Raw genomic sequence first — 21,990 nt, 5'->3', positions numbered from 1 at the left:
CTGATGAATGAAAGCGGTGGAGGCTAGTGCGGCGACGGTCAAAAAAGTGTGAAGGTCGGCCGCGTAAAGCCCGGGTTTGGCCTGATTCGCGGGAATCAGCTCTGGGGAATGGATTCCAATTGTTGCAGCAGTAAAGCGGCCTGGGTTCGGGTGCGCACGTTGAGCTTGCGAAAGATCGCCGTGACGTGGGCCTTGATCGTGGCTTCCGACACGCTCAGCTCGTAGGCGATCTGCTTGTTCAGCAACCCCTCGCAGACCATCGTCAACACGCGAAACTGCTGGGGCGTCAGGCTGGCAAGGCCTTCGCTGGCGGCCTTGGCCTCCGGCGACACGCTGATGCTTTCGTTGACCTGCGGGGGCCACCAGACATCGCCATCCAGCACCGTTCGCACGGCCTTCTGAATGGTTTCCAGAGAACTGGATTTCGGGATGAAGCCGCTGGCGCCGAACTCGCGGGACTTGACCACCACCGCGGCCTCTTCCTGAGCGGAGACCATCACCACCGGGACTTGCGGGTACTGACCGCGCAACAGCACCAACCCCGAAAAGCCATAGGCGCCGGGCATGTTCAGGTCCAGCAGAACCAGATCCCAGTCAGACTTCTCGGTCAGTCGCGCTTCCAGATCAGCGATGCTCTCGGCCTCGACCAATCTGGCGTCCGGCCCGAGCCCAAGGCTCAGCGCCTGATGCAAGGCGCTGCGAAACAGGGGATGGTCGTCGGCAATCAGGATTTCGTATGGCATTTCATGATCCTGTAAGTGACTGAGCGCCGACGAATTCAACACCCAATGAGGTCACCCGCGACATCTTGACACAGGGACCGTACGTGAGCGGCGCCAAGGATGCCCAGCGAAGTCGGGGTGGTCAAGCCTGATGCTTTGCGGCAAAGTCTGCGCCCCCGACCTGACGAGTGCCATCATGCCAAACCATGCCCTGCGAGCGGACCTGCTCATGCTCCTGACCGCATTGATCTGGGGCACCGGCTTCGTCGCCCAGACCGCCGGGATGGATCACATCGGTCCCTATCTGTTCTCGGGTCTGCGGTTCGCGCTGGGCTCCCTCTGCCTGATCCCGCTGATTCTGCGCAACGCCAAGACGGCCCGCGTGCCGGAGCCCTTGCTCAATCGCGGCATGTTACGCGCCGGCATCATCATGGGCCTGGCGCTGGCACTGGGCATCAACCTGCAACAGGTCGGCCTGCTGTTTACCAGCGTGACCAACTCCGGCTTCATCACCGGCCTTTACGTGATTGTAGTTCCGTTGCTGGGCTTGCTGCTCGGGCATAAAACCGGGCTGGGCACCTGGCTGGGCTGCCTGTTGGCAGTGGTCGGCATGTGCCTGCTCAGTATCGGCGATAACTTTCACGTCGCTTCGGGGGATTGGCTGCAGTTGATCGGCGCGTTCGTGTGGGGTGCACACGTGGTGTTGGTCAGTTTGTTCGCCAGCCGCCACGACCCGATCCGTCTGGCTTTTTTACAGTTCGCCACCTGTTCGGTAGTGAGCCTGCTCCTGGCAGTCCTCTTCGAACCGATCGCCCTCAATGCGATCATCGATGCGGGCCCTTCCCTGCTTTATGGCGGCATCGTCGCGGTGGGCGTGGGTTACACGCTGCAAGTGGTCGCGCAGAAGCACGCCATTGCCTCCCATGCCGCCATCATCCTCTCTCTGGAAGCCGTGTTCGCCGCCATCGCCGGCGCCTGGATTCTGGGAGAGGCCTTGCAACTGCGTGGTTATATCGGTTGTGGATTAATGCTGGCGGGGATGCTGCTGGCGCAGTTGTGGCCGAAGAAAACTCTCGCCTGAGGTCATACTCGTATTGCGAGCCGTTTTGAAGCGGCTCGCGGGCGGCGACACAACTGATGACTACTCGAGGTAACCCTTCAGCTCTTGATGGGCATCGCTTAGCAAGTCGAGGGGCAACTGATTTTTAGCCCCTAAATAGTGCTGACTGAACACATCGAAATAACAGCTCAACGCAGAGCCTGCCTCAGTATCGCCGGCCAGATCGAAACACAGTGCGGCCACTTCAGCGGTACAGAGATGTTCGCTGCGGGTGGAGCGTCTCAACTTGTATCGTGAAAGCTTCTCGGGAATCAGGCTTAAAATCGGGATCGAATCAAAGTAAGCGCTTTTACGGAAGATCTTCCTCGCTTCAGTCCATGTCGCGTCAATCAGCACAAACAGCGGTCTCTTGTTCGGATTAATCGTCACGGTGTTGGTAACGCGCTCCGCCGCTACGTATTCACCCGGAAAAACCAGGTAGGGCTGCCATTGCGGATCATTGAGCAATGCAATCAGCTTTTCGTCGACCTCGGTGCGTGACCACACAAACGCATGGTTATCCTGAATCACGTCTGCTATCAGCCAACCGGTATTGCTGGGTTTGAACACCTCTTTTTTGGTCATGATGAGGCAAACCCCAGATCGTGCCTGGACCTTGGGACGCCACCTGCAAAGGCAGTGACTTTCGATCACTCGACAGCAATGGCACCTTGGCGCACGTGATCCGCGAGCCAGGAAAGGTTTCGTGCTCTCCTCCTCCCGCTCATCTCTCAGACGTGCGACCGAATTACCGTGAAAAACAGTCTGGGTCATTGAGGGGTAAGAAGGCAGTGACACGAGGGGCATCCGGCAGGTCGAAAAGTCGCGGCATTCTATCAGACGCAGGCCAAGGCGCCGTGCTCTCTGGTGTCCGCCAAGGCTCCTCCCCTATACTGCCCGGCCTTGAGAGCACTCACGCCTACAGTGAACGCCTCGGGATGTCGCCGGTCCAACGGCCAGCCTCTGCAACACCCGTCCACGCACCAGGAGAATTCAATGCTGCGCCTCATCGCCCCCACTCTCACGCTTTTGCTCGTCGCTCCACTGTGCGCCAACGCGGCGTCCAAGCAGGATTACGAACTGAGCCAGATGCTTGATAAAGTCGCGAAGGAAAGCAGTGTCGGCACCCCACGCGCCATCAACGAAGACATCCTCGACGAAGGCTACACCGTTGAAGGCAAGATGCTGATCAACCACCTGAGCGTGCAGTCCGGCCAGGCGGCTCAGATGCGCGAAAACCCGGACGACGTCCGCGGTCAGCTGGGCGGTAGCGTGTGCCGCAATGCCGGTTACCGCCAACTGATGGCCAAGGGCGCGATCCTGCGGTACCAGTTCACCGAATACAAAACCAACAAGCTCATCACCACTCAGGAAATCAAAGCGGCGGACTGCGCTGCCAAGCCCCCTGCCCACAAGAAGTGATGTAACGAGCTTTACGGACTGCGCGCTTCAGGACCCCTTCAACGCGCAGTCTTCCCTTCCCCTCCCCGCTACATACGCCATTCAAATTCCCGCCACTCAGCACGTCCCGCCCGCTGTTTGATCGCTGATCCTGGTGCCTGCTTTTCGTTTCGCCGTGCCCATCCTGACTCATCACATTTTGCATGCAAGAAAGGGTTGCCTGCGGCACCGGTTGCCATCAATGTTTTCTCTTTTCAACCATGGATTAGTCCAGAATCGGGCGCCGCGCAGCTTTGATGCTCCCCTGTCTTCCGGATGCGCTGCGCACGCCGACGCATGAAGCGTCGCGATCCCGCCCCCTGGTGACGGTCAATGATTCTGCAGAAGGAGAAAGCGTGAATGCCGTACGTACCCAGTGACGCGTTATCTCAACACTTTCAGAGCAACGGAAACGACCTCACCCTCAAGGTCGAAGAGCTCCTCGGTTCGGTCGCCCCGGACAGCCCCAATCTTCCGCTGTACCGCGACATGACCCTGACCGTCCTGCGCATGGCCCAGGACGACCTCAATCGCTGGAATGCCAAAATCACCCTGCAAGCATTACGCGAACTGGAAAATGCTTTCCGGGTGCTCGAACGATTCAAAGGCCGGCGCAAGGTCACCGTGTTCGGCTCCGCCCGCACACCCCTCGAACATCCTGTTTATGCGCTGGCCCGTGAACTGGGCAAGCAACTGGCCGCCTCGGACCTGATGGTCATCACCGGCGCCGGTGGCGGGATCATGGCCGCGGCCCACGAAGGCGCCGGTCTGGATCGCAGCCTGGGCTTCAATATCACCCTGCCCTTCGAGCAGCACGCCAATGCGACCGTGGATGGCACCGGCAATCTGCTGCCGTTCCACTTCTTCTTCACGCGTAAGCTGTTTTTCGTCAAAGAGGCCGATGCGCTGGTGCTCTGCCCAGGCGGGTTTGGCACCCTCGACGAAGCGCTGGAAGTGCTGACGCTGATCCAGACCGGCAAAAGTCCTCTGGTTCCGATCGTGCTGCTGGATGCCCCGGGCGGGACCTTCTGGGAAGGAGCGCTCAGCTTCATCAGAAATGAGCTGGAGACGAACAAGTACATTCTGCCTACGGACATGAACCTGATGAAGCTGGTGTACAGCGCCGATGAGGCCGTCGCCGAGATCAACCGCTTCTACAGCAACTTTCACTCCAGCCGCTGGCTGAAGAACACCTTCGTCATTCGCATGCACCACGCCTTGAGCGAACAGGCGTTGAACGCCCTACAGGACAGGTTTGTCGATCTGCGGTTAAGCGGCGACTTCCAGCAATACGGGCATCAGGACGAATATGACGAAGCGCAGTTCAGCCATCTCACGCGCCTGGCATTCACGTTTAACGGCCGCAACCATGGCCGCTTGCGCGAACTGGTGGACTGCATAAACCTGGAGGAAAACTGGGCAAGACCTGCGCACTCTCAGCAGGCCCGAGGGACAGAGCCTGTGAAATCGATGTGATGGTGCATGCTTGAGGGCGCGTCTGCGCGCCTTCAGGCAGATCACGCGTCAGTCGTCGTTGCCCTTGCCACTCAGCAAACGACCAATCAGCTCGGGCGGGTATCCGCGATAACTCAGAAAGCGCATCTGCTGGCCACGCTCGCGAGCATCCCTGGGCAGTTGACCGCTGAACTTGCGCTGCCACAGCGCTTCCAGTTTCTCCCACCAGTCCACGCCGCACTCGCGCAGCGCTTGTTCGACGTCTGCACGCGGCAAGCCGCGTTGCCCCAGCTCTTCGCGGATACGCAAAGGGCCGTGGCCAGAACGGGCACGGTAGGAAACGAAGCTTTCGAGGTATCGGGATTCAGACAGCAGACCCTCTTCCGTCAGACGGTCGAGCGCTGCGTCAATCAATTCGGGGGGAGCGCCGCGCTGACGCAACTTGCGCGTCAGCTCGACACGACCGTGCTCGCGTCGTGCGAGCAGGTCCATTGCAGTACGCCTTACAGCGACGGGCGTATCAAGCACAGCTGGCATGGCGGGGATCAGATGTCCGCGTCAGCTTCGACTTCAGCCACATCGTCTGCCGCTACGCGGGACGACTGGGCCTTCACATCAGGCGCTGCCGTCAGCAGCTTCTCGCGAATCTGCCTTTCGAGGGTTGTCCCGATTTCCGGGTTGTCCGCCAGGAACTTCGCGGAGTTGGCCTTACCCTGACCGATCTTGCTGCCCTGGTAGCTGTACCAGGCACCGGATTTCTCCAGCAGACCGTGCAGCACGCCGAGGTCGATGATCTCGCCGTTACGGTAGATGCCCTTGCCGTAGAGAATCTGGAACTCAGCCTGACGGAACGGCGGAGCCACCTTGTTCTTGACGACTTTGACGCGGGTTTCACTACCGACGACTTCGTCGCCTTCCTTGACCGCGCCCGTGCGACGGATATCCAGACGGACCGATGCGTAGAACTTCAGCGCGTTACCACCGGTGGTGGTCTCCGGGCTGCCGAACATCACGCCGATCTTCATACGGATCTGGTTAATGAAGATAACCAGGCAGTTGGCAGTTTTGATGTTACCGGTGATCTTACGCAGCGCCTGGGACATCAGTCGGGCTTGCAGGCCGACGTGCATGTCGCCCATTTCGCCTTCGATTTCAGCCTTTGGCACCAGAGCGGCAACGGAGTCGACGACGATGACGTCGATCGCGTTCGAACGCACCAGCATGTCGGTGATTTCGAGGGCCTGTTCGCCGGTGTCTGGCTGGGAGACCAGCAGGTCATCGACGTTGACGCCCAGCTTGCCGGCGTACTCTGGATCAAGCGCGTGCTCGGCGTCGACGAATGCGCAAGTGGCGCCCATTTTTTGGGCTTCTGCGATGACGGACAGAGTGAGGGTGGTTTTACCCGAAGATTCCGGGCCGTAGATTTCAACGATCCGGCCTTTTGGCAGGCCACCGATACCGAGTGCGATATCGAGGCCCAGCGAGCCGGTGGAGATAGCAGGAATAGCCTGGCGGTCATGGTCACCCATGCGCATTACGGCACCTTTGCCGAACTGACGCTCGATCTGACCCAAGGCCGCAGCCAAGGCTTTCTTCTTGTTGTCGTCCATTGAATCCTCTCGTAATAGGTTAGGCCTTGACGGCCGATATAACTGTATAAGTAGCCAGTATTATTCCACAGGGTCCGACGCGCGCCTACCCCTGATTTGGTATTTCTCCGCGAGAGAGCCGGACAAGCCCCTCTAGCGCGGCGATCACCGTTTGTCGGCGGACCGCATCGCGGTCACCTGCAAATAGAAACCGCTCGGCGATCAATCGTTCCGCCACACCCCAGCAGACCCACACCGTGCCCACGGGTTTCTCCAGCGAGCCCCCGTCCGGCCCGGCCACGCCGCTGACCGCGACCGAAAACTGCGCGCCGCTGTTGGCCTGCGCGCCCCTTGCCATGGCCTCGACCACTTCGCGACTGACGGCACCGACTTGCGCAAACAACGCTTCCGGCACTGCCAGTTGTCGGGTCTTCTGCCGGTTGGAGTAAGTGACATACCCGGCCTCGAACCAGGCCGAACTCCCCGGGATTCGGGTGATGGCTTCGGCGATACCGCCTCCGGTGCAGGATTCGGCAGTGCTGACCTGCGCGCCTGTTGCCAACAGTTGCTGGCCCAGGGTTGCTGCCAGATGGGTAATGTCATCCACGGGAGATTCTCCGTATCGGTCGAGGCGAAGCAGACACGCTACACCAGCCGGGTCGATCTGCAACACAGGACGCGACCTGAATCCGGATCACGCCTGCAAGACACTTATTTGCGCTCCGGTTTTTCGGGGCAGGGTTTCTTGACGGTTTCCACGATGGTTTCCCGTGGACGTCGCTTGGCCTCCTCCAGAGGGATGAAACGGCCGTTGGTTGAATCTCGTCCTCGCTTGCGTTGCATGGTGCAATCCTTGTCGATGATGCCGCCTCCAGTCGGGCGGTGCTCGACATCCTAGCCAGCTCGAAGCGCTTCGTGTCGGTTCGGAAACGCGCCGTGACGAATCAGCCGGACCTGCGGCCCGCGAACGTGCGTGGTAACCTTGCCGCCATCGCAAAAGCAATCGGACATGACGTCGAGCCACGTAGGTGGAATCCACGTCGTCGCCCGAAACTTGCCTCAATCTCCTACAGAATTTGCCTAAATAACTGATGAATAAAGCAATTTCCGACCTCTCCTCGCACACCCCCATGATGCAGCAGTACTGGCGGCTGAAAAATCAGCACCCCGACCAGTTGATGTTTTATCGCATGGGTGACTTCTACGAGATCTTCTACGAAGACGCCAAGAAGGCGGCCAAGCTGCTCGACATCACGTTGACCGCCCGGGGCCAGTCAGCAGGGCAAAGCATTCCCATGTGCGGCATCCCCTATCACGCAGCGGAAGGCTATCTGGCCAAGCTGGTGAAATTGGGCGAGTCCGTGGTCATCTGTGAACAGATCGGCGATCCAGCGACCAGCAAGGGCCCGGTTGATCGTCAGGTGGTGCGCATTATCACGCCGGGCACCGTCAGCGACGAAGCGTTGCTGGACGAGCGTCGGGATAACTTGATCGCCGCCGTGCTGGGCGACGAGCGCCTGTTCGGCCTTGCCGTGCTCGACATCACCAGCGGCAATTTCACCGTGTTGGAAATCAAGGGCTGGGAAAACCTGCTGGCCGAGCTTGAGCGGATCAATCCGGTCGAGCTGCTGATTCCCGATGACTGGCCCCAAGGCCTGCCAGCGGAAAAACGCCGCGGCGCCCGCCGTCGCGCGCCATGGGACTTCGAGCGTGATTCGGCGCACAAAAGCTTGTGCCAGCAGTTCTCCACTCAGGACCTGAAAGGCTTCGGCTGCGAGAACCTGACGCTGGCAATCGGCGCGGCCGGCTGTCTGCTGAGTTACGCCAAGGAAACCCAGCGCACGGCATTGCCTCACTTGCGCAGCCTGCGCCATGAACGCCTCGACGATACGGTGATTCTGGACGGCGCCAGCCGTCGCAATCTGGAACTCGACACCAATCTGGCGGGCGGCCGGGACAACACGCTGCAATCGGTCATGGATCGCTGCCAGACCGCCATGGCCACGCGCCTGTTGACCCGCTGGCTGAACCGGCCATTGCGCGATCTGCGCATCCTTCAGGCCCGGCAGGAATCAATCGGTTGCTTCCTTGAACGCTATCGCTTCGAGAACCTGCAGCCGCAACTGAAAGAGATCGGCGACATCGAGCGCATTCTCGCGCGCATCGGCCTGCGTAACGCCCGTCCCCGTGACCTGGCGCGTCTGCGTGATGCCCTGAGCGCGTTGCCCGAACTGCAATTGGCGCTGGCAGAGCTTGAAGCGCCGCACATTCAGCAATTGGCGAAAACCGCGAGCACCTACCCGGAGCTCGCCGACCTGCTGCAACGCGCAATCATCGACAATCCGCCTGCCGTCATTCGCGACGGCGGCGTACTGAAGACCGGTTACGACGCCGAGCTCGACGAGTTGCTGTCCCTGAGCGAGAACGCCGGGCAGTTCCTGATTGATCTGGAAACACGGGAGAAGGCGCGCACCGGGCTGGCCAACCTCAAGGTCGGCTACAACCGGGTGCACGGCTACTTCATCGAGCTGCCGAGCAAGCAGGCGGAACAGGCGCCGGCCGATTACATCCGCCGTCAAACGCTCAAGGGCGCCGAGCGTTTCATCACCCCCGAGCTCAAGGAATTCGAAGACAAGGCGTTGTCGGCCAAGAGCCGCGCGCTGGCTCGGGAAAAAATGCTGTACGAGACGCTGCTGGAAGACCTGATCGGGCACCTTGCGCCGCTGCAGGACACCGCCGCGGCTCTGGCCGAGCTGGATGTGCTGAGCAACCTGGCCGAGCGGGCGTTGAATCTGGACCTGAACCGTCCGCGCTTCACCGATGAGCCGTGCATGCGCATCGAGCAGGGGCGTCACCCGGTGGTTGAGCAGGTTCTTTCGTCGCCTTTCGTGGCCAATGACCTGGACCTGAACGACAGCACGCGCATGCTGGTGATCACCGGTCCTAACATGGGCGGTAAATCCACCTACATGCGCCAGACCGCTCTGATCGTGCTGCTGGCGCATATCGGCAGCTTCGTGCCGGCGGCGAGCTGCGAGCTTTCGCTGGTCGACCGTATCTTCACGCGGATCGGTTCAAGCGATGACCTGGCCGGCGGACGCTCCACCTTCATGGTGGAAATGAGCGAGACGGCGAACATTCTGCACAACGCCACCGACAAAAGCCTGGTACTGATGGATGAAGTCGGACGTGGCACCAGCACCTTCGACGGGCTCTCGCTGGCGTGGGCGGCGGCGGAATGCCTTGCCCAGCTGCGTGCGTACACGCTGTTCGCCACGCACTACTTCGAGCTGACGGTGCTGCCGGAGAGCGAGCCGCTGGTGGCCAACGTGCATCTGAATGCCACCGAGCACAACGAGCGGATTGTCTTCCTGCATCGCGTGCTGCCGGGCCCGGCGAGCCAGAGCTATGGCCTTGCCGTGGCGCAACTGGCCGGCGTGCCAGGCCGCGTCATCACCCGGGCCAAGGAGCATCTGTTGCGTCTGGAGACCACCAGCCTGCCCCACGAACAGCCCAGGGCCAAGCCGGGCAAACCGCCGCTACCGATGCAGAGCGATATGTTCGCAAGTTTGCCGCACCCTGTTCTGGACGAGTTGTCGAACCTGAAGATCGACGACCTGACGCCGCGCCAGGCGCTTGAGTTGTTGTATTCGATGAAAACTCGCATCTAACGTGATTCGTAACAAGCTGTTAGAATCCCGCGCGGTTCGGGACGCTGTGAGCTTTTAGCCTGGCTTTACAGCGCACCTGGCCGCGATTGAACGCAGCGAACCAAGGTCGGACATCGCCGCGCAGGACACCTTGCCTGCCGCGTTGCTCGAGAAGCTGAGTTTTACGGCCGGGGGACGTCCCGTACCTGGCAAGCCGGACTGAACGGCCTTGCTGCCGCCGCCTGAGGAGAGAATTAGAAATGACCTTCGTCGTCACCGACAACTGCATCAAGTGCAAGTACACCGACTGCGTAGAAGTCTGTCCGGTGGACTGCTTTTACGAAGGCCCGAACTTCCTGGTGATTCACCCGGACGAGTGCATCGACTGTGCCCTTTGCGAACCTGAATGCCCTGCGAATGCGATCTTCTCGGAAGACGAGATTCCGGCCGGCATGGAGAATTTCATTCAGCTGAACGCAGAGCTGGCTGACGTCTGGCCCAACATCACGGAACGCAAGGATGCGCTGCCGGATGCTGCGCAGTGGGATGGCAAGACCGGCAAGATCGCCGATCTGGAGCGCTAGGCGTCTGGAGCGCTGCGCATTCTGCTGACACAAAAGGCCCCTCGGGGCCTTTTTGCATCGTGGACCGGTTGCAGTCGCACTTTTCTGCAGACGAAAAAAGGGGCGGTATGACCCGCCCACATTTTTTCCATAATCCCTTTAATCCTTGTTCATCATCCTGATGAATCGCGTCCTGCGATGTCCTTGAGCAGTCGTCCTTGACCGCTTGTACCAATCCGTCGGTACAGGACTGATCTTAGTGATTTAAACGGTGAGGGCAAGCGCCGAGAGTTTGCAGAAAAATTCAGCCGCTGATCGACGCTCATTTTAAATTGATAATTAAATCAATGGGATAACCATCGGCTCTCAACTGACGGAGACCTGATCCTCCAAAGAAGAGACGATAACTCACATTACGCGTAAGAAACGGCTTACAGGAGGAGTAAGCATCACTTACCCGATTGTGAAAAAGAACATCGGCGTGTCCGGTCGGTGTCACGTGACATCCATCTAAAGCGCCTTCAGCTGACATAAAAAAAGCCCCGACGCGTCGGGGCTTTCGTGTTGCTGTTATCTGACTTCCGCCAACCATCGGCGGTTTATTGAAAGAGTGACTCGCTGGATAACCCATTCTTCTCGAGAATCTCGCGAAGGCGTTTCAACCCTTCCACTTGAATCTGCCGCACACGCTCTCGGGTCAGGCCGATTTCCAGCCCGACGTCTTCAAGGGTGCTGCTTTCATGCCCGCGCAGCCCGAATCGCCGGACAACGACTTCACGCTGTTTGTCGGTCAACTCGGACAGCCACTGGTCGATGCTCTGGGAGAGATCGTCGTCCTGAAGCAACTCGCACGGATCGGTCGGACGATCGTCCGTCAGCGTGTCGAGCAGCGTCTTGTCAGAATCGGGGCCCAGCGACACATCCACCGAAGACACGCGCTCATTGAGGCCCAGCATGCGCTTGACCTCACCGACCGGCTTCTCCAGCAGGTTGGCGATTTCTTCGGGAGAGGGTTCGTGATCCAGCTTTTGCGTCAGCTCCCGCGCGGCGCGCAGGTAGACGTTGAGCTCTTTGACGACATGGATCGGCAGACGAATCGTGCGCGTCTGATTCATGATCGCGCGCTCGATGGTCTGACGAATCCACCAGGTGGCGTAGGTCGAGAACCGGAATCCGCGCTCCGGATCGAATTTTTCGACTGCTCGAATCAGGCCCAGATTGCCCTCTTCGATCAGGTCCAGCAATGAAAGACCACGATTGACGTAGCGCCTGGCGATTTTCACGACCAGCCGCAGATTGCTCTCAATCATACGTTTGCGCCCAGCCGGATCGCCGCTTTGCGACAGTCGCGCAAAGTGGACTTCTTCTTCCGGGGAGAGCAGGGGGGAAAAACCGATTTCATTGAGATACAGCTGCGTAGCATCCAGTGCCCGAGTGTAGTCAATGTACTTATGCTGTTTGAGCGCTGCAGAGTTTTTGGGTTTTGCACGAACAGAAGGTGTAGCTGGCTTCTCATCCGTTGCAGAATCCAGGACGATTACGGGCTCCATGAGGAGAACCTCGTCGTCTATGTCAAACTCCGGCACTTCTTTGCTGAGAGCCATTGTTATAGTCCTTTGGTGAGTTCGACCTCAAGCTCCAGTGACGCCTTCTTCCGTGGCAGCACTTGAGCCTGTCCCCTCTACGCAGGAACAGGCTGACAACCGATCAGCGACGTGGCAAAAATTCCAGTGGATCTACAGGTTTACCCTGGCGGCGAATCTCGAAATGCAGTTTCACCCGGTCCGTTCCCGTCGAGCCCATCTCGGCAATACTCTGCCCTGCCTTGACCTGTTGTCCCTCCCGAACCAAGAGCCGACGGTTATGACCGTAGGCACTGACGTAGGTATCGCTGTGTTTGATGATGACCAGCTCGCCGTAGCCCCTTAAACCACTCCCGGCGTATACCACTGCCCCATCAGACGCGGCCAAAACAGGCTGTCCCAAATCACCAGCGATATCAATTCCTTTATTCAAACTACCGTTTGAAGAGAACTTACTGATCAAAACGCCGCTTGTCGGCCATGTCCAGCCGCTTGGCGAGCGGGCACCAGTGACCACTGTTGTGTTGACCGGCGTGGTCGTCGAGTTGCTGGTTGGCGGAGGCGTCGTCGCGGCAACGGCGCCTACCGGCCTTGAAACCACAGTGGTCTTCAGCGACCCGGAAGGCGATGTAGAACTGCTGGTCCTGGTCTGCGGAACGCCGACCGGCGCAGCGGCCACTGCCGTGGATGGCGAGTTGGCGCGCCCGTCAAAGCGGATCGTCTGACCGACATGAATGGTGAACGGCTCTGGAATGCTGTTGCGTGCAGCCAGCGCTTTCCAGTCCCAGCCGTAACGGAATGCAATGGAAAAAAGCGTGTCGCCGCGCTTCACAACGTACTGGCCAGTGGTGACCGGCTGACGCGTCGGCACCGTCGATTTGCCGTTACGGTCAACAACGCGCACGCCGCCTGTTGGCGTGCTGGAGCAGCCGACCAGAAGGATACTCAGGGCAACTCCAATCACCAGACGCTGAAAACTTGTTGAAGAACTACGCTGCCGAATGACTGTGAGACTCACCCGCCACTCCCTTTACCGGTGACTGAAGAAGAAACTGCCCTGCATCGTGAAAAGACCAGGCAGCCATGAAAAAATGGTGTGAGACGGCGCTGCGGCAGTTGGCCGAAGCATCGTTGCAAAACGCCAGCCTGTAGACCGACTGCGTTCTGTGGAATTCATTGCCGCTGCAAAATAGCGCTCAGGCCAGCGGGCCGTTGAGCAGCGGGACGAAACGAACGGCGCCCAGCACATGCCGGGAGAAGCCGCTTTCCTCGCGGATGATCAGCATCAGTTGCTGCACTTCACCCGAGCCCACTGGAATCACCAAGCGACCGCCGGGGGCCAGTTGGTCCAGCAACGCCTGAGGTACGTCAGTGGCAACCGCGGTGACGATGATCCCGTTGTAGGGCGCGAGCGCCGGCCAGCCTTCCCAGCCGTCGCCCCAGCGAAACACCATGTTGCGCAGGTTCAGCTCGACGAGGCGTTCCTTGGCACGGTCCTGCAGCACCTTGATGCGCTCAACGGAGAAAACCCGCTCCACCAGCTGCGCCAGCACCGCGGTCTGATAACCCGAGCCGGTGCCGATCTCCAGCACCTTGTCCAGCGGACCCGCCGCCAGCAACAGCTCGCTCATGCGCGCCACCATGTAAGGCTGGGAAATCGTCTGGTTGTTGCCGATCGGCAGCGCGGTGTCTTCGTAGGCGCGGTGCGCCAGAGCTTCGTCGACAAACAGGTGACGGGGGGTCTTGCGAATGACGTCCAGCACCTGGGTGTTGGCGATGCCTTCTTCGCACAACCGTTGAATCAGACGCTCGCGGGTGCGCTGGGAAGTCATCCCCACGCCACGTCGTAACAGATCATCTTGCTCACGCGACATCAGGCCATTCCCTCCAGCCATGCGTTCAGGCTGTTGAAACCGTCCTGATAGGTACGATCCAGCTGCAACGGGGTGATCGACACGTAACCCTGCATCACAGCGTGGAAATCGGTGCCCGGCCCGCCGTCTTCGGCATCTCCGGCGGCAGCAATCCAGTAACCGGCCTTTCCGCGCGGATCGACCACGCGCACAGGCGCCGCCGCACGGGTGCGGTGGCCAAGACGGGTCAGCTGGATACCGCGCACGTGCGCCAGCGGCAGATTAGGGATATTCACATTCAATACGGTACGGGGTGGAAGGTCGAGACGTTCGTGGGCTTCGACCAAAAGCCGGGCAAAATGCGCGGCGGTTGCCAGGTTATCGACCTGACGCGACAAAAATGAAAAGGCAAATGACGGACGTTGCAGAAAACGACCTTCCAGCGCTGCGGCGACGGTGCCTGAATAGAGCACATCGTCGCCCAGATTGGCGCCCAGATTGATGCCCGAAACGACCATGTCCGGCTGATCGGGCAGCAAGCCGTTGAGTCCGAGGTGGACGCAATCGGTGGGCGTGCCGTTGAGGCTGATGAAGCCGTTGTCCAGGGTATGCGGGTGCAACGGACGGTCCAGCGTGAGCGAACTGCTCGCGCCGCTTTTGTCTTGATCGGGCGCAATCACCAGGCACTCGGCGTACCCGGCCAGTGCGCCATGCAGCGCAACGAGCCCGGGCGCCATGACCCCGTCATCATTTGAAATCAGAATACGCATGAGCTGTCCGTCTGCCCTGCCGGCGCGAGATCGACGAGTTCACGCACCAATGCGGTGGCGAAGCATCCGGCCGGCAGGACGAATTCCAGTTGCAGAATGTCAGGCTCGGGATAATGCCACGTCAACCGCCCGATGGGCAGTCGCAGGATGCGCCGTTCATGCTCCATTCCCGCTTTTATCAACCAGTTACAGAGCGACGCCTCGCGCAAGGCGATGCTGTTTTCAAGCTCGGCGGTAGCGCCGGAGGCCGGAGAATCGCCCTCGCCCCACTGTGGCCCGGTGGGGTGCAGATCGAGGATGGCCAGTCGCGGGTCGCTGCACTCGGCTTCGCCTGCGGGGAAAAAACTGCGGCTGTCGGTGAACGCCAGCAGATCGCCCACTTGCGCTCGCTGCCAGCTGCCGTCGGCAACCCGGGCGGCCAAGACCTGATTGAACAGGTAACTGCGGGCGGTGGAGAGCAGCCGAGAGCGCACATTGCGCTGCTCGGGCAAAGCTTGACGCTCGGCATAGTGCCGGGCTTCACCCAGATTCCCACCCTCATGGCCAAAACGCTGGGCGCCAAAATAATTGGGGATGCCGTGTTGCTTGATCAACTCAAGACGCGCATCGAGCCCGGCTTTGTCGGCGTGCAATTGCGTCAGACGCAGCGTGAAACCATTGGCCGCGTGGGCGCCCCGTTGCAACTTGCGCTTGTGGCGTTTGCTGTCGAGGATCTTAAGAGAATCGTTCTGAGCTACCGACATGTCCGGATCGGCCTTGCCCGGCAGCTGAATGCTGAACCACTGGCGGGTCAACGCCTGACGATCCTTCAAACCGGCATAGGCGACGGTTCGCAACGGCACGCCGGCCGCCTTGGCCAGACGCCGGGCCGCTTCCTCGGTGTTCAGGCCGCGTTTTTCGACCCACAACCACAGGTGCTCGCCGTCCCCGGACAGCGGGATGTCGAGCACTTCATCGACCTGAAAGTCTTCGGCGGTGGCCTTCAGCACGGCAGTACCCAGCGTGTCGCCGTAAGCGCTCGGGCCCAGAAGTTCGAGCTCGGTCATGCGCTGATCAACAACGCGACGGCATGCACGGCGATGCCCTCTTCACGGCCAGTGAAGCCCAGCTTTTCAGTGGTGGTGGCCTTGACGTTGACCTGGTCGATGTCGACTTGCAGGTCTTCGGCAATCAAGGCGCGCATGCTTTCGATGTGCGGGGCCATCTTCGGCGCCTGGGCAACGATGGTGGCATCGACGTTGCCGACCTTCCAGCCCTTGCCCTGCACCTGCTTGAGCACGTGGCGAAGGAGGACCCGGCTGTCGGCGCCCTTGAATTGCGGATCGGTGTCCGGGAAATGCTTGCCGATGTCGCCCAGCGCGGCAGCACCCAACAGGGCATCGCTCAGCGCATGCAGCACCACATCTCCATCGGAATGCGCGAGCAGACCCGACGTGTGCGCAATGCGCACGCCGCCCAAGGTAATGAAATCGCCTTCAGCGAAACGGTGCACATCGTAGCCGTGGCCAATACGCATAAAAAAACGCCCTGAAAAAGTCAGGGCGTGATTCTACCTACTTTGACCGAGATTAGGGTCGGCCCGCGTTCAATTGCCCGTGACGCTGCAATTGAAGGCGAAGACTTCAGCCGGCCAGGGCTCGGGCGTGATGGCGCAAGTGGTCTTCGATGAAGCTGGCGATGAAGTAATAGCTGTGGTCGTACCCCGGCTGCATGCGCAATTCCAGAGGATGACCGGCCGCCTTCGCCGCCTGAACCAACGATTCCGGCTTGAGCTGATTGCCGAGGAAGTCGTCGCGATCGCCTTGGTCCACCAGCAGTGGCAAGCGTTCGGTGGCTTCGGCAATAAGCACGCTGGCGTCCCATTCACGCCAGCGCGAACGGTCTTCGCCCAGGTAGCGGGAAAACGCTTTTTGTCCCCACGGGCAATCCATCGGGTTGCAGATGGGCGAGAACGCCGACACCGATTGATAGCGGCCCGGATTGCGCAATGCGCCGACCAGCGCGCCGTGGCCACCCATGGAATGCCCGCTGATGCTGCGTTTGTCCGAGGCCGGGAAGTGCGCCTCGATCAACGCGGGCAGCTCGCTGATCACGTAATCGTACATGCGGTAGTACCGCGCCCACGGTTGCTCGGTGGCGTTCAGATAAAAGCCGGCGCCCAGGCCGAAGTCGTAGGCCTTGTCCGGGTCATCCGGCACGTCGGCACCGCGGGGGCTGGTGTCCGGCGCCACGATGATCAACCCCAGTTCCGCCGCCACGCGCAGCGCACCGGCCTTCTGCATGAAGTTTTCATCGGTGCAGGTCAGCCCTGACAACCAGTAGACCACCGGCAGCTTGCCGCCCTGCTCCGCTTGCGGAGGCAGATACACCGCGAACACCATGTCGCAGCCGAGCACATCAGAGTGATGTTTGTAACGCTTGTGCCAGCCGCCGAAGCTTTTCTGGCACGAGATGTTTTCCAGACTCATGGGCTTCTCCGGGCGGCAAGCTTCAAGCCTCGAGCGGCAGAGGTCATGACACGCCCCTCTTGCTGCTTACAGCTTTAAGCTTGCCGCTGCTCCTCAGAAATGAATGACGGTACGGATGCTTTTGCCTTCGTGCATCAGGTCAAAGGCTTCGTTGATCCGGTCCAGGCCCATGGTGTGGGTGATGAAGGTGTCCAGCGGGATCTCGCCGGCCTGCGCTTTTTCGACGTAGCTTGGCAGTTCGGTGCGGCCTTTGACGCCGCCGAAAGCCGAGCCGCGCCAGACGCGACCGGTCACCAGTTGAAACGGACGTGTAGAGATTTCCTGACCTGCGCCAGCGACGCCGATAATCACCGATTCGCCCCAGCCCTTGTGGCACGATTCCAGCGCCGCACGCATCAGGCCGACATTGCCTACGCACTCGAAGCTGTAATCAACGCCGCCGTCGGTCATCTCAACGATGACTTCCTGAATCGGCTTGTCGTGGTCCTTTGGATTGACGAATTCTGTCGCACCCAGTTCACGGGCCACGTCGAATTTGGACGGGTTGATGTCGACCGCGATGATGCGCGAGGCCTTGGCCATTTTTGCGCCAATGATCGCCGCCAGGCCAATGCCGCCCAGACCGAAGACCGCCACAGTGGCGCCCTCCTCGACTTTGGCCGTGTTCAGCACCGCACCGATGCCGGTGGTGACACCGCAACCGAGCAGGCAGACCTTCTCCAAAGGCGCTTCCTTGGGGATTTTTGCGAGTGAGATTTCCGGGACAACGGTGTATTCGGAGAACGTCGAGCAGCCCATGTAGTGGTAGATCGGCTGGCCGTTGTAGCTGAAGCGGGTGGTGCCGTCGGGCATCAGGCCTTTGCCTTGGGTGGCGCGGACTTTCTGGCAGAGGTTGGTTTTGCCGGATTTGCAGAATTTGCACTCGCGGCATTCGGCGGTGTACAGCGGAATGACGTGGTCGCCCACGGCGAGCGAGGTCACGCCTTCGCCGATGGCTTCAACGACGCCGCCGCCTTCGTGCCCGAGGATGCACGGGAAGACGCCTTCAGAATCGGCGCCGGACAGGGTGTAGGCATCCGTGTGGCAAACGCCGGATGCCACGTTACGAATCAACACTTCGCCGGCTTTAGGGGCCTCAACGTCCACTTCGACGATCTGCAGTGGTTCATTGGGCGCAAAAGCTACGGCAGCACGTGACTTGATCATCATGATCTCCAGCTAAATAAAAACGAGCCATGAGTGTAATGCAGTGCTGGCTGATTAATAATCGGCCTGAAAGCAAAACATTAATGCTGTCCAGGGACAATCTATGCAGGTCAATCGCTGGGAAGGTCTGGACGAGTTCGTCGCCGTCGCCGAGTGCGGGCAGTTCACCGCCGCGGCTGAGCGACTAGGGGTGTCTTCATCGCACATCAGTCGACAGATTGCGCGGCTGGAAGAGCGCTTGCAAACACGCTTGCTCTATCGCAGCACCCGCAAGGTAGCGCTGACCGAAGCCGGCCAGACGTTTTTGCATCATTGCCAGCGCTTGCAGGACGGGCGAGAAGAAGCGCTGCGCGCGGTGACCGACCTGACCAGCGAGCCGAAGGGGTTGCTACGGATGACCTGCGCCGTGGCGTACGGCGAGCGGTTCATCGCCCCGCTGGTGACACGCTTCATGGAGGACTACCCGCAACTGCGCGTGGACATCGAGCTGACCAACAACACGCTGGATCTGGTGCATGAAGGCCTGGACTTGGCGATCCGGCTGGGTCGGTTGCAGGAATCGCGACTGGTGGCCGCCCGACTGGCGCCGCGCAAGATGTACCTGTGCGCCTCCCCTGCCTATCTCGAACGCTATGGCCGGCCCCACAGCGTGTCGGAACTGGCGCGACACAACTGCCTGATCGGCAGCTCGGACAGTTGGCTATTGCAACAAAACGGACGGGAATTTTCCCAGCGGGTGCAAGGCAACTGGCGCTGCAACAGTGGGCAGGCAGTGCTGGATGCGGCATTGCGCGGGGTCGGGCTGTGTCAGCTTCCGGATTACTATGTGCTGGAGCATCTCAAGCGAGGTGCGCTGGTGTCGCTGCTGGATGCCCATCAGCCGCCGAACACCGCCGTCTGGGCGCTGTACCCGCAGCAGCGGCATCTGTCGCCCAAGGTGAGGAAGCTGGTGGACTACCTGAAGGCGGGACTGGCTTCCCGGGAGGAGTACAGCCTGTAGGCGGATTAGCCGTTGAATTCCACACGCCGCTGGCGCAGCCATTCGAGGTCTTCCGGGCGGGTGACCTTGATGTTGTCCGCGCGCCCTTCAATCAGACGCGGGGATTGCCCGGCCCACTCAATGGCCGAGGCTTCATCGGTGATCGCCACGTTCGACACCAGACTGTCCGCCAGCGCGCGATGCAGCGCACCCAGACGAAACATCTGCGGCGTATAAGCCTGCCAGATAAGGCTGCGATCCACCGTTTCGGTCACGCGGCCATTGGCATCGGCGCGCTTGAGGGTGTCTTTGGCCGGCACCGCCAGCAAGCCGCCGACCGGATCATCCGCCAGCTCGCCAAGCAGATTATCGAGGTCCGAACGCGCCAGGTTCGGGCGCGCTGCGTCATGTACCAGCACCCAATCGTTGTCATCCGCGCCGTTGGCGTGCAGGTGCAGCAGTGCATTGAGCACCGAGTCCGCACGCTCTTTGCCGCCTGCGACCTGCTGAATCCGGGAATCCAGGGCGCAAGGCAACGTCGGCCAATAAGGGTCATCCACAGCGAGACTGACCACCAGGCCCTTGAGCCGCGGGTGATCGAGAAAACAAAGCAGGCTGTGTTCAAGAATTGTGAGGCCGCCCAGTTGCAGGTATTGCTTGGGACGGTCTGCCGCCATGCGCGCGCCAACGCCCGCTGCGGGAATCACTGCCCAAAAGGCAGGAAGGGATTGAGTCATTACACCAACGTCACTGTGCCAACTGATAAAGGGTTTCGCCGTCCTTGACCATGCCCAATTCATGACGGGCACGCTCTTCAACGGTTTCGAGGCCTTTTTTCAGCTCCAGCACTTCCGCGTCCAGGACTCGGTTACGCTCCAGCAGAGCATCGTTTTCGGCGTGTTGATCGGCGATTTGCTGCGTCAGACTGGCCACCTGCGCGAGACTGCCGTTACCTACCCATAGGCGATACTGCAAGCCAGCGAGCATCAAAAGCAGAACGAGGAACAACCAGTTAGGACTGCGCATTGTGAATATCTGTTACCCGGCGAATAAAGACAGCAAAACCGACCATTTCAAATGCCCATAAGCCCGGTGGTCACCGGGCTCATGGATCAGGACGACAAGAGAAGTCACCTTTAAGAGACTTCTCCTACAACGCCTGCTGCCTTTTTACCACCTTTGCAATCAGCCGCGAAACTCGCCGCGACCACGGTACACCGCTTTGGCGCCCAGTTGCTCTTCGATACGCAGCAGCTGGTTGTACTTGGCGATACGGTCGGAACGGCTCAACGAACCGGTCTTGATCTGGCCGGCAGCGGTGCCCACGGCCAGGTCGGCAATGGTGGAGTCTTCGGTTTCGCCGGAACGGTGGGAGATCACGGCGGTGTAACCCGCAGCCTTGGCCATCTGGATGGCTTCCAGCGTTTCGGTGAGCGTGCCGATCTGGTTGAACTTGATCAGGATCGAGTTACCGATCTTCTTGTCGATGCCTTCTTTCAGGATCTTGGTGTTGGTCACGAACAGGTCGTCGCCCACCAGCTGGATCTTGTCGCCGATCTTGTCGGTGAGGACTTTCCAGCCATCCCAGTCCGACTCGTCCAGACCGTCTTCGATGGAGATGATCGGGTGCTTGCTGACCAGATCAGCCAGGTAGTCGGCGAAACCGGCGGAGTCGTATTCGCCTTCTTCGCTCAGCACGTACTTGCCGTTCTTGTAGAACTCGCTTGCTGCGCAGTCCAGCGCCAGGGTCACGTCGGTGCCCAGCTTGTAGCCCGCGTTGGCAACGGCTTCAGCGATGGCGTCCAGTGCGTCACCGTTGGAGTTCAGGTTCGGTGCGAAGCCACCTTCGTCGCCCACGGCAGTGTTCAGGCCGCGCGCTTTCAACACCGCTTTGAGGTGGTGGAAAATCTCGGTGCCCCAGCGCAGGCCTTCGGAGAAAGTCTTGGCGCCCACCGGCTGAATCATGAATTCCTGGATGTCGATGTTGTTATCGGCATGCTCGCCACCGTTGATGATGTTCATCATCGGGACCGGCATCGAGTAAACACCCGGCGTGCCGTTCAGGTTGGCGATGTGCGCGTACAACGGCAAATCCTGGTCCTGAGCGGCCGCTTTGGCAGCAGCCAGGGACACAGCGAGGATCGCGTTGGCGCCCAGGCTGGCTTTGTTCTCGGTACCGTCCAGCTGGATCATCGCGTGATCCAGGGCTTTCTGGTCAACCGGGTCTTTGCCCAGCAGCAGGTCGCGGATCGGGCCATTGATGTTGGCCACAGCCTTCAGAACGCCCTTGCCCATGTAACGGCTCTTGTCGCCATCACGCAGCTCGAGCGCTTCACGCGAGCCGGTGGAAGCACCGGACGGCGCGCAGGCGCTGCCGATGATGCCGTTGTCGAGGAGCACGTCTGCTTCCACGGTGGGATTGCCACGGGAGTCGAGAACTTCACGACCTTTGATGTCGACGATTTTTGCCATTGTTGTTAACACTCCAAGATTGACGAAAACGACGCAGCTGGGAAAACGATTCGGCGTCTCAGGGCTCTAGGACAACGGGCAGGCCCTGAAACGACAATTTTCCCGACCCTTTGGTCGGGAAAACAACGAACGGCACTCTAC

23 protein-coding genes are annotated in these 21,990 nt (G+C 60.1%); 6 read left to right on the top strand and 17 right to left on the bottom strand.

What is annotated here, in order from left to right:
• Positions 1-95: 95 nt before the first annotated feature.
• Entirely contained in the window at positions 96-743 is a 648-nt protein-coding gene (gene erdR, locus SLW74_RS01425; RefSeq protein WP_065989781.1) for a response regulator transcription factor ErdR, read from the bottom strand.
• A gap of 175 nt (positions 744-918) precedes the next feature.
• Here erdR and SLW74_RS01420 point away from each other — a divergent pair, with 175 nt between their 5' ends.
• Entirely contained in the window at positions 919-1,803 is an 885-nt protein-coding gene (locus tag SLW74_RS01420; RefSeq protein ID WP_065990259.1) for a DMT family transporter, read from the top strand.
• A 60-nt stretch (positions 1,804-1,863) separates the two neighbouring features.
• Here the strand turns inward: SLW74_RS01420 and SLW74_RS01415 are convergent, their stop codons facing one another.
• The gene (locus SLW74_RS01415) at positions 1,864-2,595 is read right to left on the bottom strand and encodes a tRNA-uridine aminocarboxypropyltransferase (RefSeq protein ID WP_065989782.1); all 732 of its coding nucleotides are present in this window, start codon (positions 2,593-2,595) and stop codon (positions 1,864-1,866) included.
• 222 nt (positions 2,596-2,817) lie between these two features.
• Here SLW74_RS01415 and SLW74_RS01410 point away from each other — a divergent pair, with 222 nt between their 5' ends.
• The gene (locus tag SLW74_RS01410) at positions 2,818-3,243 is read left to right on the top strand and encodes a quorum-sensing-regulated virulence factor family protein (RefSeq protein ID WP_065989783.1); all 426 of its coding nucleotides are present in this window, start codon (positions 2,818-2,820) and stop codon (positions 3,241-3,243) included.
• 378 nt (positions 3,244-3,621) lie between these two features.
• Positions 3,622-4,737, top strand: coding sequence for an LOG family protein (locus SLW74_RS01405; RefSeq protein WP_410927903.1), 1,116 nt, complete (start codon positions 3,622-3,624; stop codon positions 4,735-4,737).
• 48 nt (positions 4,738-4,785) lie between these two features.
• Here the strand turns inward: SLW74_RS01405 and recX are convergent, their stop codons facing one another.
• The 4 genes from recX to SLW74_RS01385 form a co-directional block, all read right to left on the bottom strand.
• The gene (gene recX, locus SLW74_RS01400) at positions 4,786-5,253 is read right to left on the bottom strand and encodes a recombination regulator RecX (protein WP_065989787.1); all 468 of its coding nucleotides are present in this window, start codon (positions 5,251-5,253) and stop codon (positions 4,786-4,788) included.
• Positions 5,254-5,261: 8 nt separating this feature from the next.
• A complete protein-coding gene (gene recA, locus SLW74_RS01395) occupies positions 5,262-6,326 on the bottom strand; it encodes a recombinase RecA (RefSeq protein WP_065989790.1) in 1,065 nt (354 codons plus the stop codon).
• A gap of 85 nt (positions 6,327-6,411) precedes the next feature.
• Positions 6,412-6,912, bottom strand: coding sequence for a CinA family protein (locus SLW74_RS01390; protein WP_410927902.1), 501 nt, complete (start codon positions 6,910-6,912; stop codon positions 6,412-6,414).
• Positions 6,913-7,016: 104 nt separating this feature from the next.
• On the bottom strand, positions 7,017-7,148 hold the full coding sequence (locus SLW74_RS01385) for a hypothetical protein (protein WP_265386899.1): 132 nt from the start codon (positions 7,146-7,148) through the stop codon (positions 7,017-7,019).
• Between the two features lie 260 nt (positions 7,149-7,408).
• On the opposite strand from SLW74_RS01385, the gene mutS reads away from it, so the two are divergent.
• Entirely contained in the window at positions 7,409-9,976 is a 2,568-nt protein-coding gene (gene mutS / locus SLW74_RS01380) for a DNA mismatch repair protein MutS (protein WP_369319563.1), read from the top strand.
• Between the two features lie 239 nt (positions 9,977-10,215).
• Complete coding sequence (gene fdxA, locus SLW74_RS01375; RefSeq protein ID WP_065989796.1) at positions 10,216-10,539, top strand: ferredoxin FdxA; 324 nt, start codon at positions 10,216-10,218, stop codon at positions 10,537-10,539.
• A 578-nt stretch (positions 10,540-11,117) separates the two neighbouring features.
• Here fdxA and rpoS read toward each other — a convergent pair.
• The 8 genes from rpoS to SLW74_RS01335 all read right to left on the bottom strand — a co-directional run bounded on the left by rpoS (position 11,118) and on the right by SLW74_RS01335 (position 18,398).
• A complete protein-coding gene (gene rpoS / locus SLW74_RS01370) occupies positions 11,118-12,122 on the bottom strand; it encodes an RNA polymerase sigma factor RpoS (protein ID WP_065989798.1) in 1,005 nt (334 codons plus the stop codon).
• Between the two features lie 103 nt (positions 12,123-12,225).
• A complete protein-coding gene (locus SLW74_RS01365) occupies positions 12,226-13,119 on the bottom strand; it encodes a peptidoglycan DD-metalloendopeptidase family protein (protein WP_410927901.1) in 894 nt (297 codons plus the stop codon).
• A gap of 178 nt (positions 13,120-13,297) precedes the next feature.
• A complete protein-coding gene (locus SLW74_RS01360) occupies positions 13,298-13,933 on the bottom strand; it encodes a protein-L-isoaspartate(D-aspartate) O-methyltransferase (protein ID WP_192132497.1) in 636 nt (211 codons plus the stop codon).
• Positions 13,934-13,974: 41 nt separating this feature from the next.
• Positions 13,975-14,724 (bottom strand): 5'/3'-nucleotidase SurE, encoded by a 750-nt coding sequence (gene surE / locus SLW74_RS01355; RefSeq protein WP_410927900.1) that lies wholly within the window; start codon positions 14,722-14,724, stop codon positions 13,975-13,977.
• Positions 14,712-15,770, bottom strand: a complete 1,059-nt coding sequence (truD, locus tag SLW74_RS01350; RefSeq protein ID WP_410927899.1) for a tRNA pseudouridine(13) synthase TruD — start codon at positions 15,768-15,770, stop codon at positions 14,712-14,714. Before truD ends, surE begins: the two co-directional genes overlap by 13 nt.
• Positions 15,767-16,240, bottom strand: a complete 474-nt coding sequence (ispF, locus tag SLW74_RS01345) for a 2-C-methyl-D-erythritol 2,4-cyclodiphosphate synthase (protein WP_122622973.1) — start codon at positions 16,238-16,240, stop codon at positions 15,767-15,769. Before ispF ends, truD begins: the two co-directional genes overlap by 4 nt.
• A gap of 106 nt (positions 16,241-16,346) precedes the next feature.
• Positions 16,347-17,192, bottom strand: a complete 846-nt coding sequence (fghA, locus tag SLW74_RS01340; RefSeq protein WP_410927898.1) for an S-formylglutathione hydrolase — start codon at positions 17,190-17,192, stop codon at positions 16,347-16,349.
• Positions 17,193-17,285: 93 nt separating this feature from the next.
• Positions 17,286-18,398 (bottom strand): S-(hydroxymethyl)glutathione dehydrogenase/class III alcohol dehydrogenase, encoded by a 1,113-nt coding sequence (locus tag SLW74_RS01335; protein WP_410927897.1) that lies wholly within the window; start codon positions 18,396-18,398, stop codon positions 17,286-17,288.
• A 103-nt stretch (positions 18,399-18,501) separates the two neighbouring features.
• On the opposite strand from SLW74_RS01335, the gene SLW74_RS01330 reads away from it, so the two are divergent.
• Entirely contained in the window at positions 18,502-19,398 is an 897-nt protein-coding gene (locus SLW74_RS01330) for a LysR substrate-binding domain-containing protein (protein ID WP_192132152.1), read from the top strand.
• Positions 19,399-19,403: 5 nt separating this feature from the next.
• Here the strand turns inward: SLW74_RS01330 and ispD are convergent, their stop codons facing one another.
• The 3 genes from ispD to eno form a co-directional block, all read right to left on the bottom strand.
• Positions 19,404-20,114 (bottom strand): 2-C-methyl-D-erythritol 4-phosphate cytidylyltransferase, encoded by a 711-nt coding sequence (gene ispD, locus SLW74_RS01325; protein WP_172610982.1) that lies wholly within the window; start codon positions 20,112-20,114, stop codon positions 19,404-19,406.
• 10 nt (positions 20,115-20,124) lie between these two features.
• Positions 20,125-20,403, bottom strand: a complete 279-nt coding sequence (ftsB, locus tag SLW74_RS01320; protein ID WP_037014212.1) for a cell division protein FtsB — start codon at positions 20,401-20,403, stop codon at positions 20,125-20,127.
• A gap of 159 nt (positions 20,404-20,562) precedes the next feature.
• Positions 20,563-21,849: a phosphopyruvate hydratase gene (eno, locus tag SLW74_RS01315; protein WP_122537377.1), complete on the bottom strand. Its 1,287-nt coding sequence runs from the start codon at positions 21,847-21,849 to the stop codon at positions 20,563-20,565.
• Positions 21,850-21,990: the final 141 nt, after the last annotated feature.

This window comes from Pseudomonas sp. W5-36 (assembly GCF_046540455.1).
Taxonomy (GTDB): Bacteria; Pseudomonadota; Gammaproteobacteria; order Pseudomonadales; family Pseudomonadaceae; genus Aquipseudomonas; species Aquipseudomonas graminis_B.
The sequence above is the reverse complement of the archived record's forward strand: the minus strand, read 5'-3'. Positions and strand labels throughout refer to the sequence as shown.

Coding starts and splice junctions, on each gene's coding strand:
- SLW74_RS01415 (WP_065989782.1), bottom strand. CDS start 2,595: ATGACCCAGACTGTTTTTCACGGTAATTCGGTCGCACGTCTGAGAGAT.
- SLW74_RS01330 (WP_192132152.1), top strand. CDS start 18,502: ATGCAGGTCAATCGCTGGGAAGGTCTGGACGAGTTCGTCGCCGTCGCC.
- SLW74_RS01410 (WP_065989783.1), top strand. CDS start 2,818: ATGCTGCGCCTCATCGCCCCCACTCTCACGCTTTTGCTCGTCGCTCCA.
- erdR (WP_065989781.1), bottom strand. CDS start 743: ATGCCATACGAAATCCTGATTGCCGACGACCATCCCCTGTTTCGCAGC.
- recX (WP_065989787.1), bottom strand. CDS start 5,253: ATGCCAGCTGTGCTTGATACGCCCGTCGCTGTAAGGCGTACTGCAATG.
- SLW74_RS01360 (WP_192132497.1), bottom strand. CDS start 13,933: ATGACTTCCCAGCGCACCCGCGAGCGTCTGATTCAACGGTTGTGCGAA.
- ispF (WP_122622973.1), bottom strand. CDS start 16,240: ATGCGTATTGGCCACGGCTACGATGTGCACCGTTTCGCTGAAGGCGAT.
- surE (WP_410927900.1), bottom strand. CDS start 14,724: ATGCGTATTCTGATTTCAAATGATGACGGGGTCATGGCGCCCGGGCTC.
- SLW74_RS01335 (WP_410927897.1), bottom strand. CDS start 18,398: ATGATCAAGTCACGTGCTGCCGTAGCTTTTGCGCCCAATGAACCACTG.
- fdxA (WP_065989796.1), top strand. CDS start 10,216: ATGACCTTCGTCGTCACCGACAACTGCATCAAGTGCAAGTACACCGAC.
- truD (WP_410927899.1), bottom strand. CDS start 15,770: ATGACCGAGCTCGAACTTCTGGGCCCGAGCGCTTACGGCGACACGCTG.
- eno (WP_122537377.1), bottom strand. CDS start 21,849: ATGGCAAAAATCGTCGACATCAAAGGTCGTGAAGTTCTCGACTCCCGT.
- rpoS (WP_065989798.1), bottom strand. CDS start 12,122: ATGGCTCTCAGCAAAGAAGTGCCGGAGTTTGACATAGACGACGAGGTT.
- SLW74_RS01405 (WP_410927903.1), top strand. CDS start 3,622: ATGCCGTACGTACCCAGTGACGCGTTATCTCAACACTTTCAGAGCAAC.
- ftsB (WP_037014212.1), bottom strand. CDS start 20,403: ATGCGCAGTCCTAACTGGTTGTTCCTCGTTCTGCTTTTGATGCTCGCT.
- SLW74_RS01420 (WP_065990259.1), top strand. CDS start 919: ATGCCAAACCATGCCCTGCGAGCGGACCTGCTCATGCTCCTGACCGCA.
- SLW74_RS01385 (WP_265386899.1), bottom strand. CDS start 7,148: ATGCAACGCAAGCGAGGACGAGATTCAACCAACGGCCGTTTCATCCCT.
- recA (WP_065989790.1), bottom strand. CDS start 6,326: ATGGACGACAACAAGAAGAAAGCCTTGGCTGCGGCCTTGGGTCAGATC.
- fghA (WP_410927898.1), bottom strand. CDS start 17,192: ATGAGTCTGGAAAACATCTCGTGCCAGAAAAGCTTCGGCGGCTGGCAC.
- ispD (WP_172610982.1), bottom strand. CDS start 20,114: ATGACTCAATCCCTTCCTGCCTTTTGGGCAGTGATTCCCGCAGCGGGC.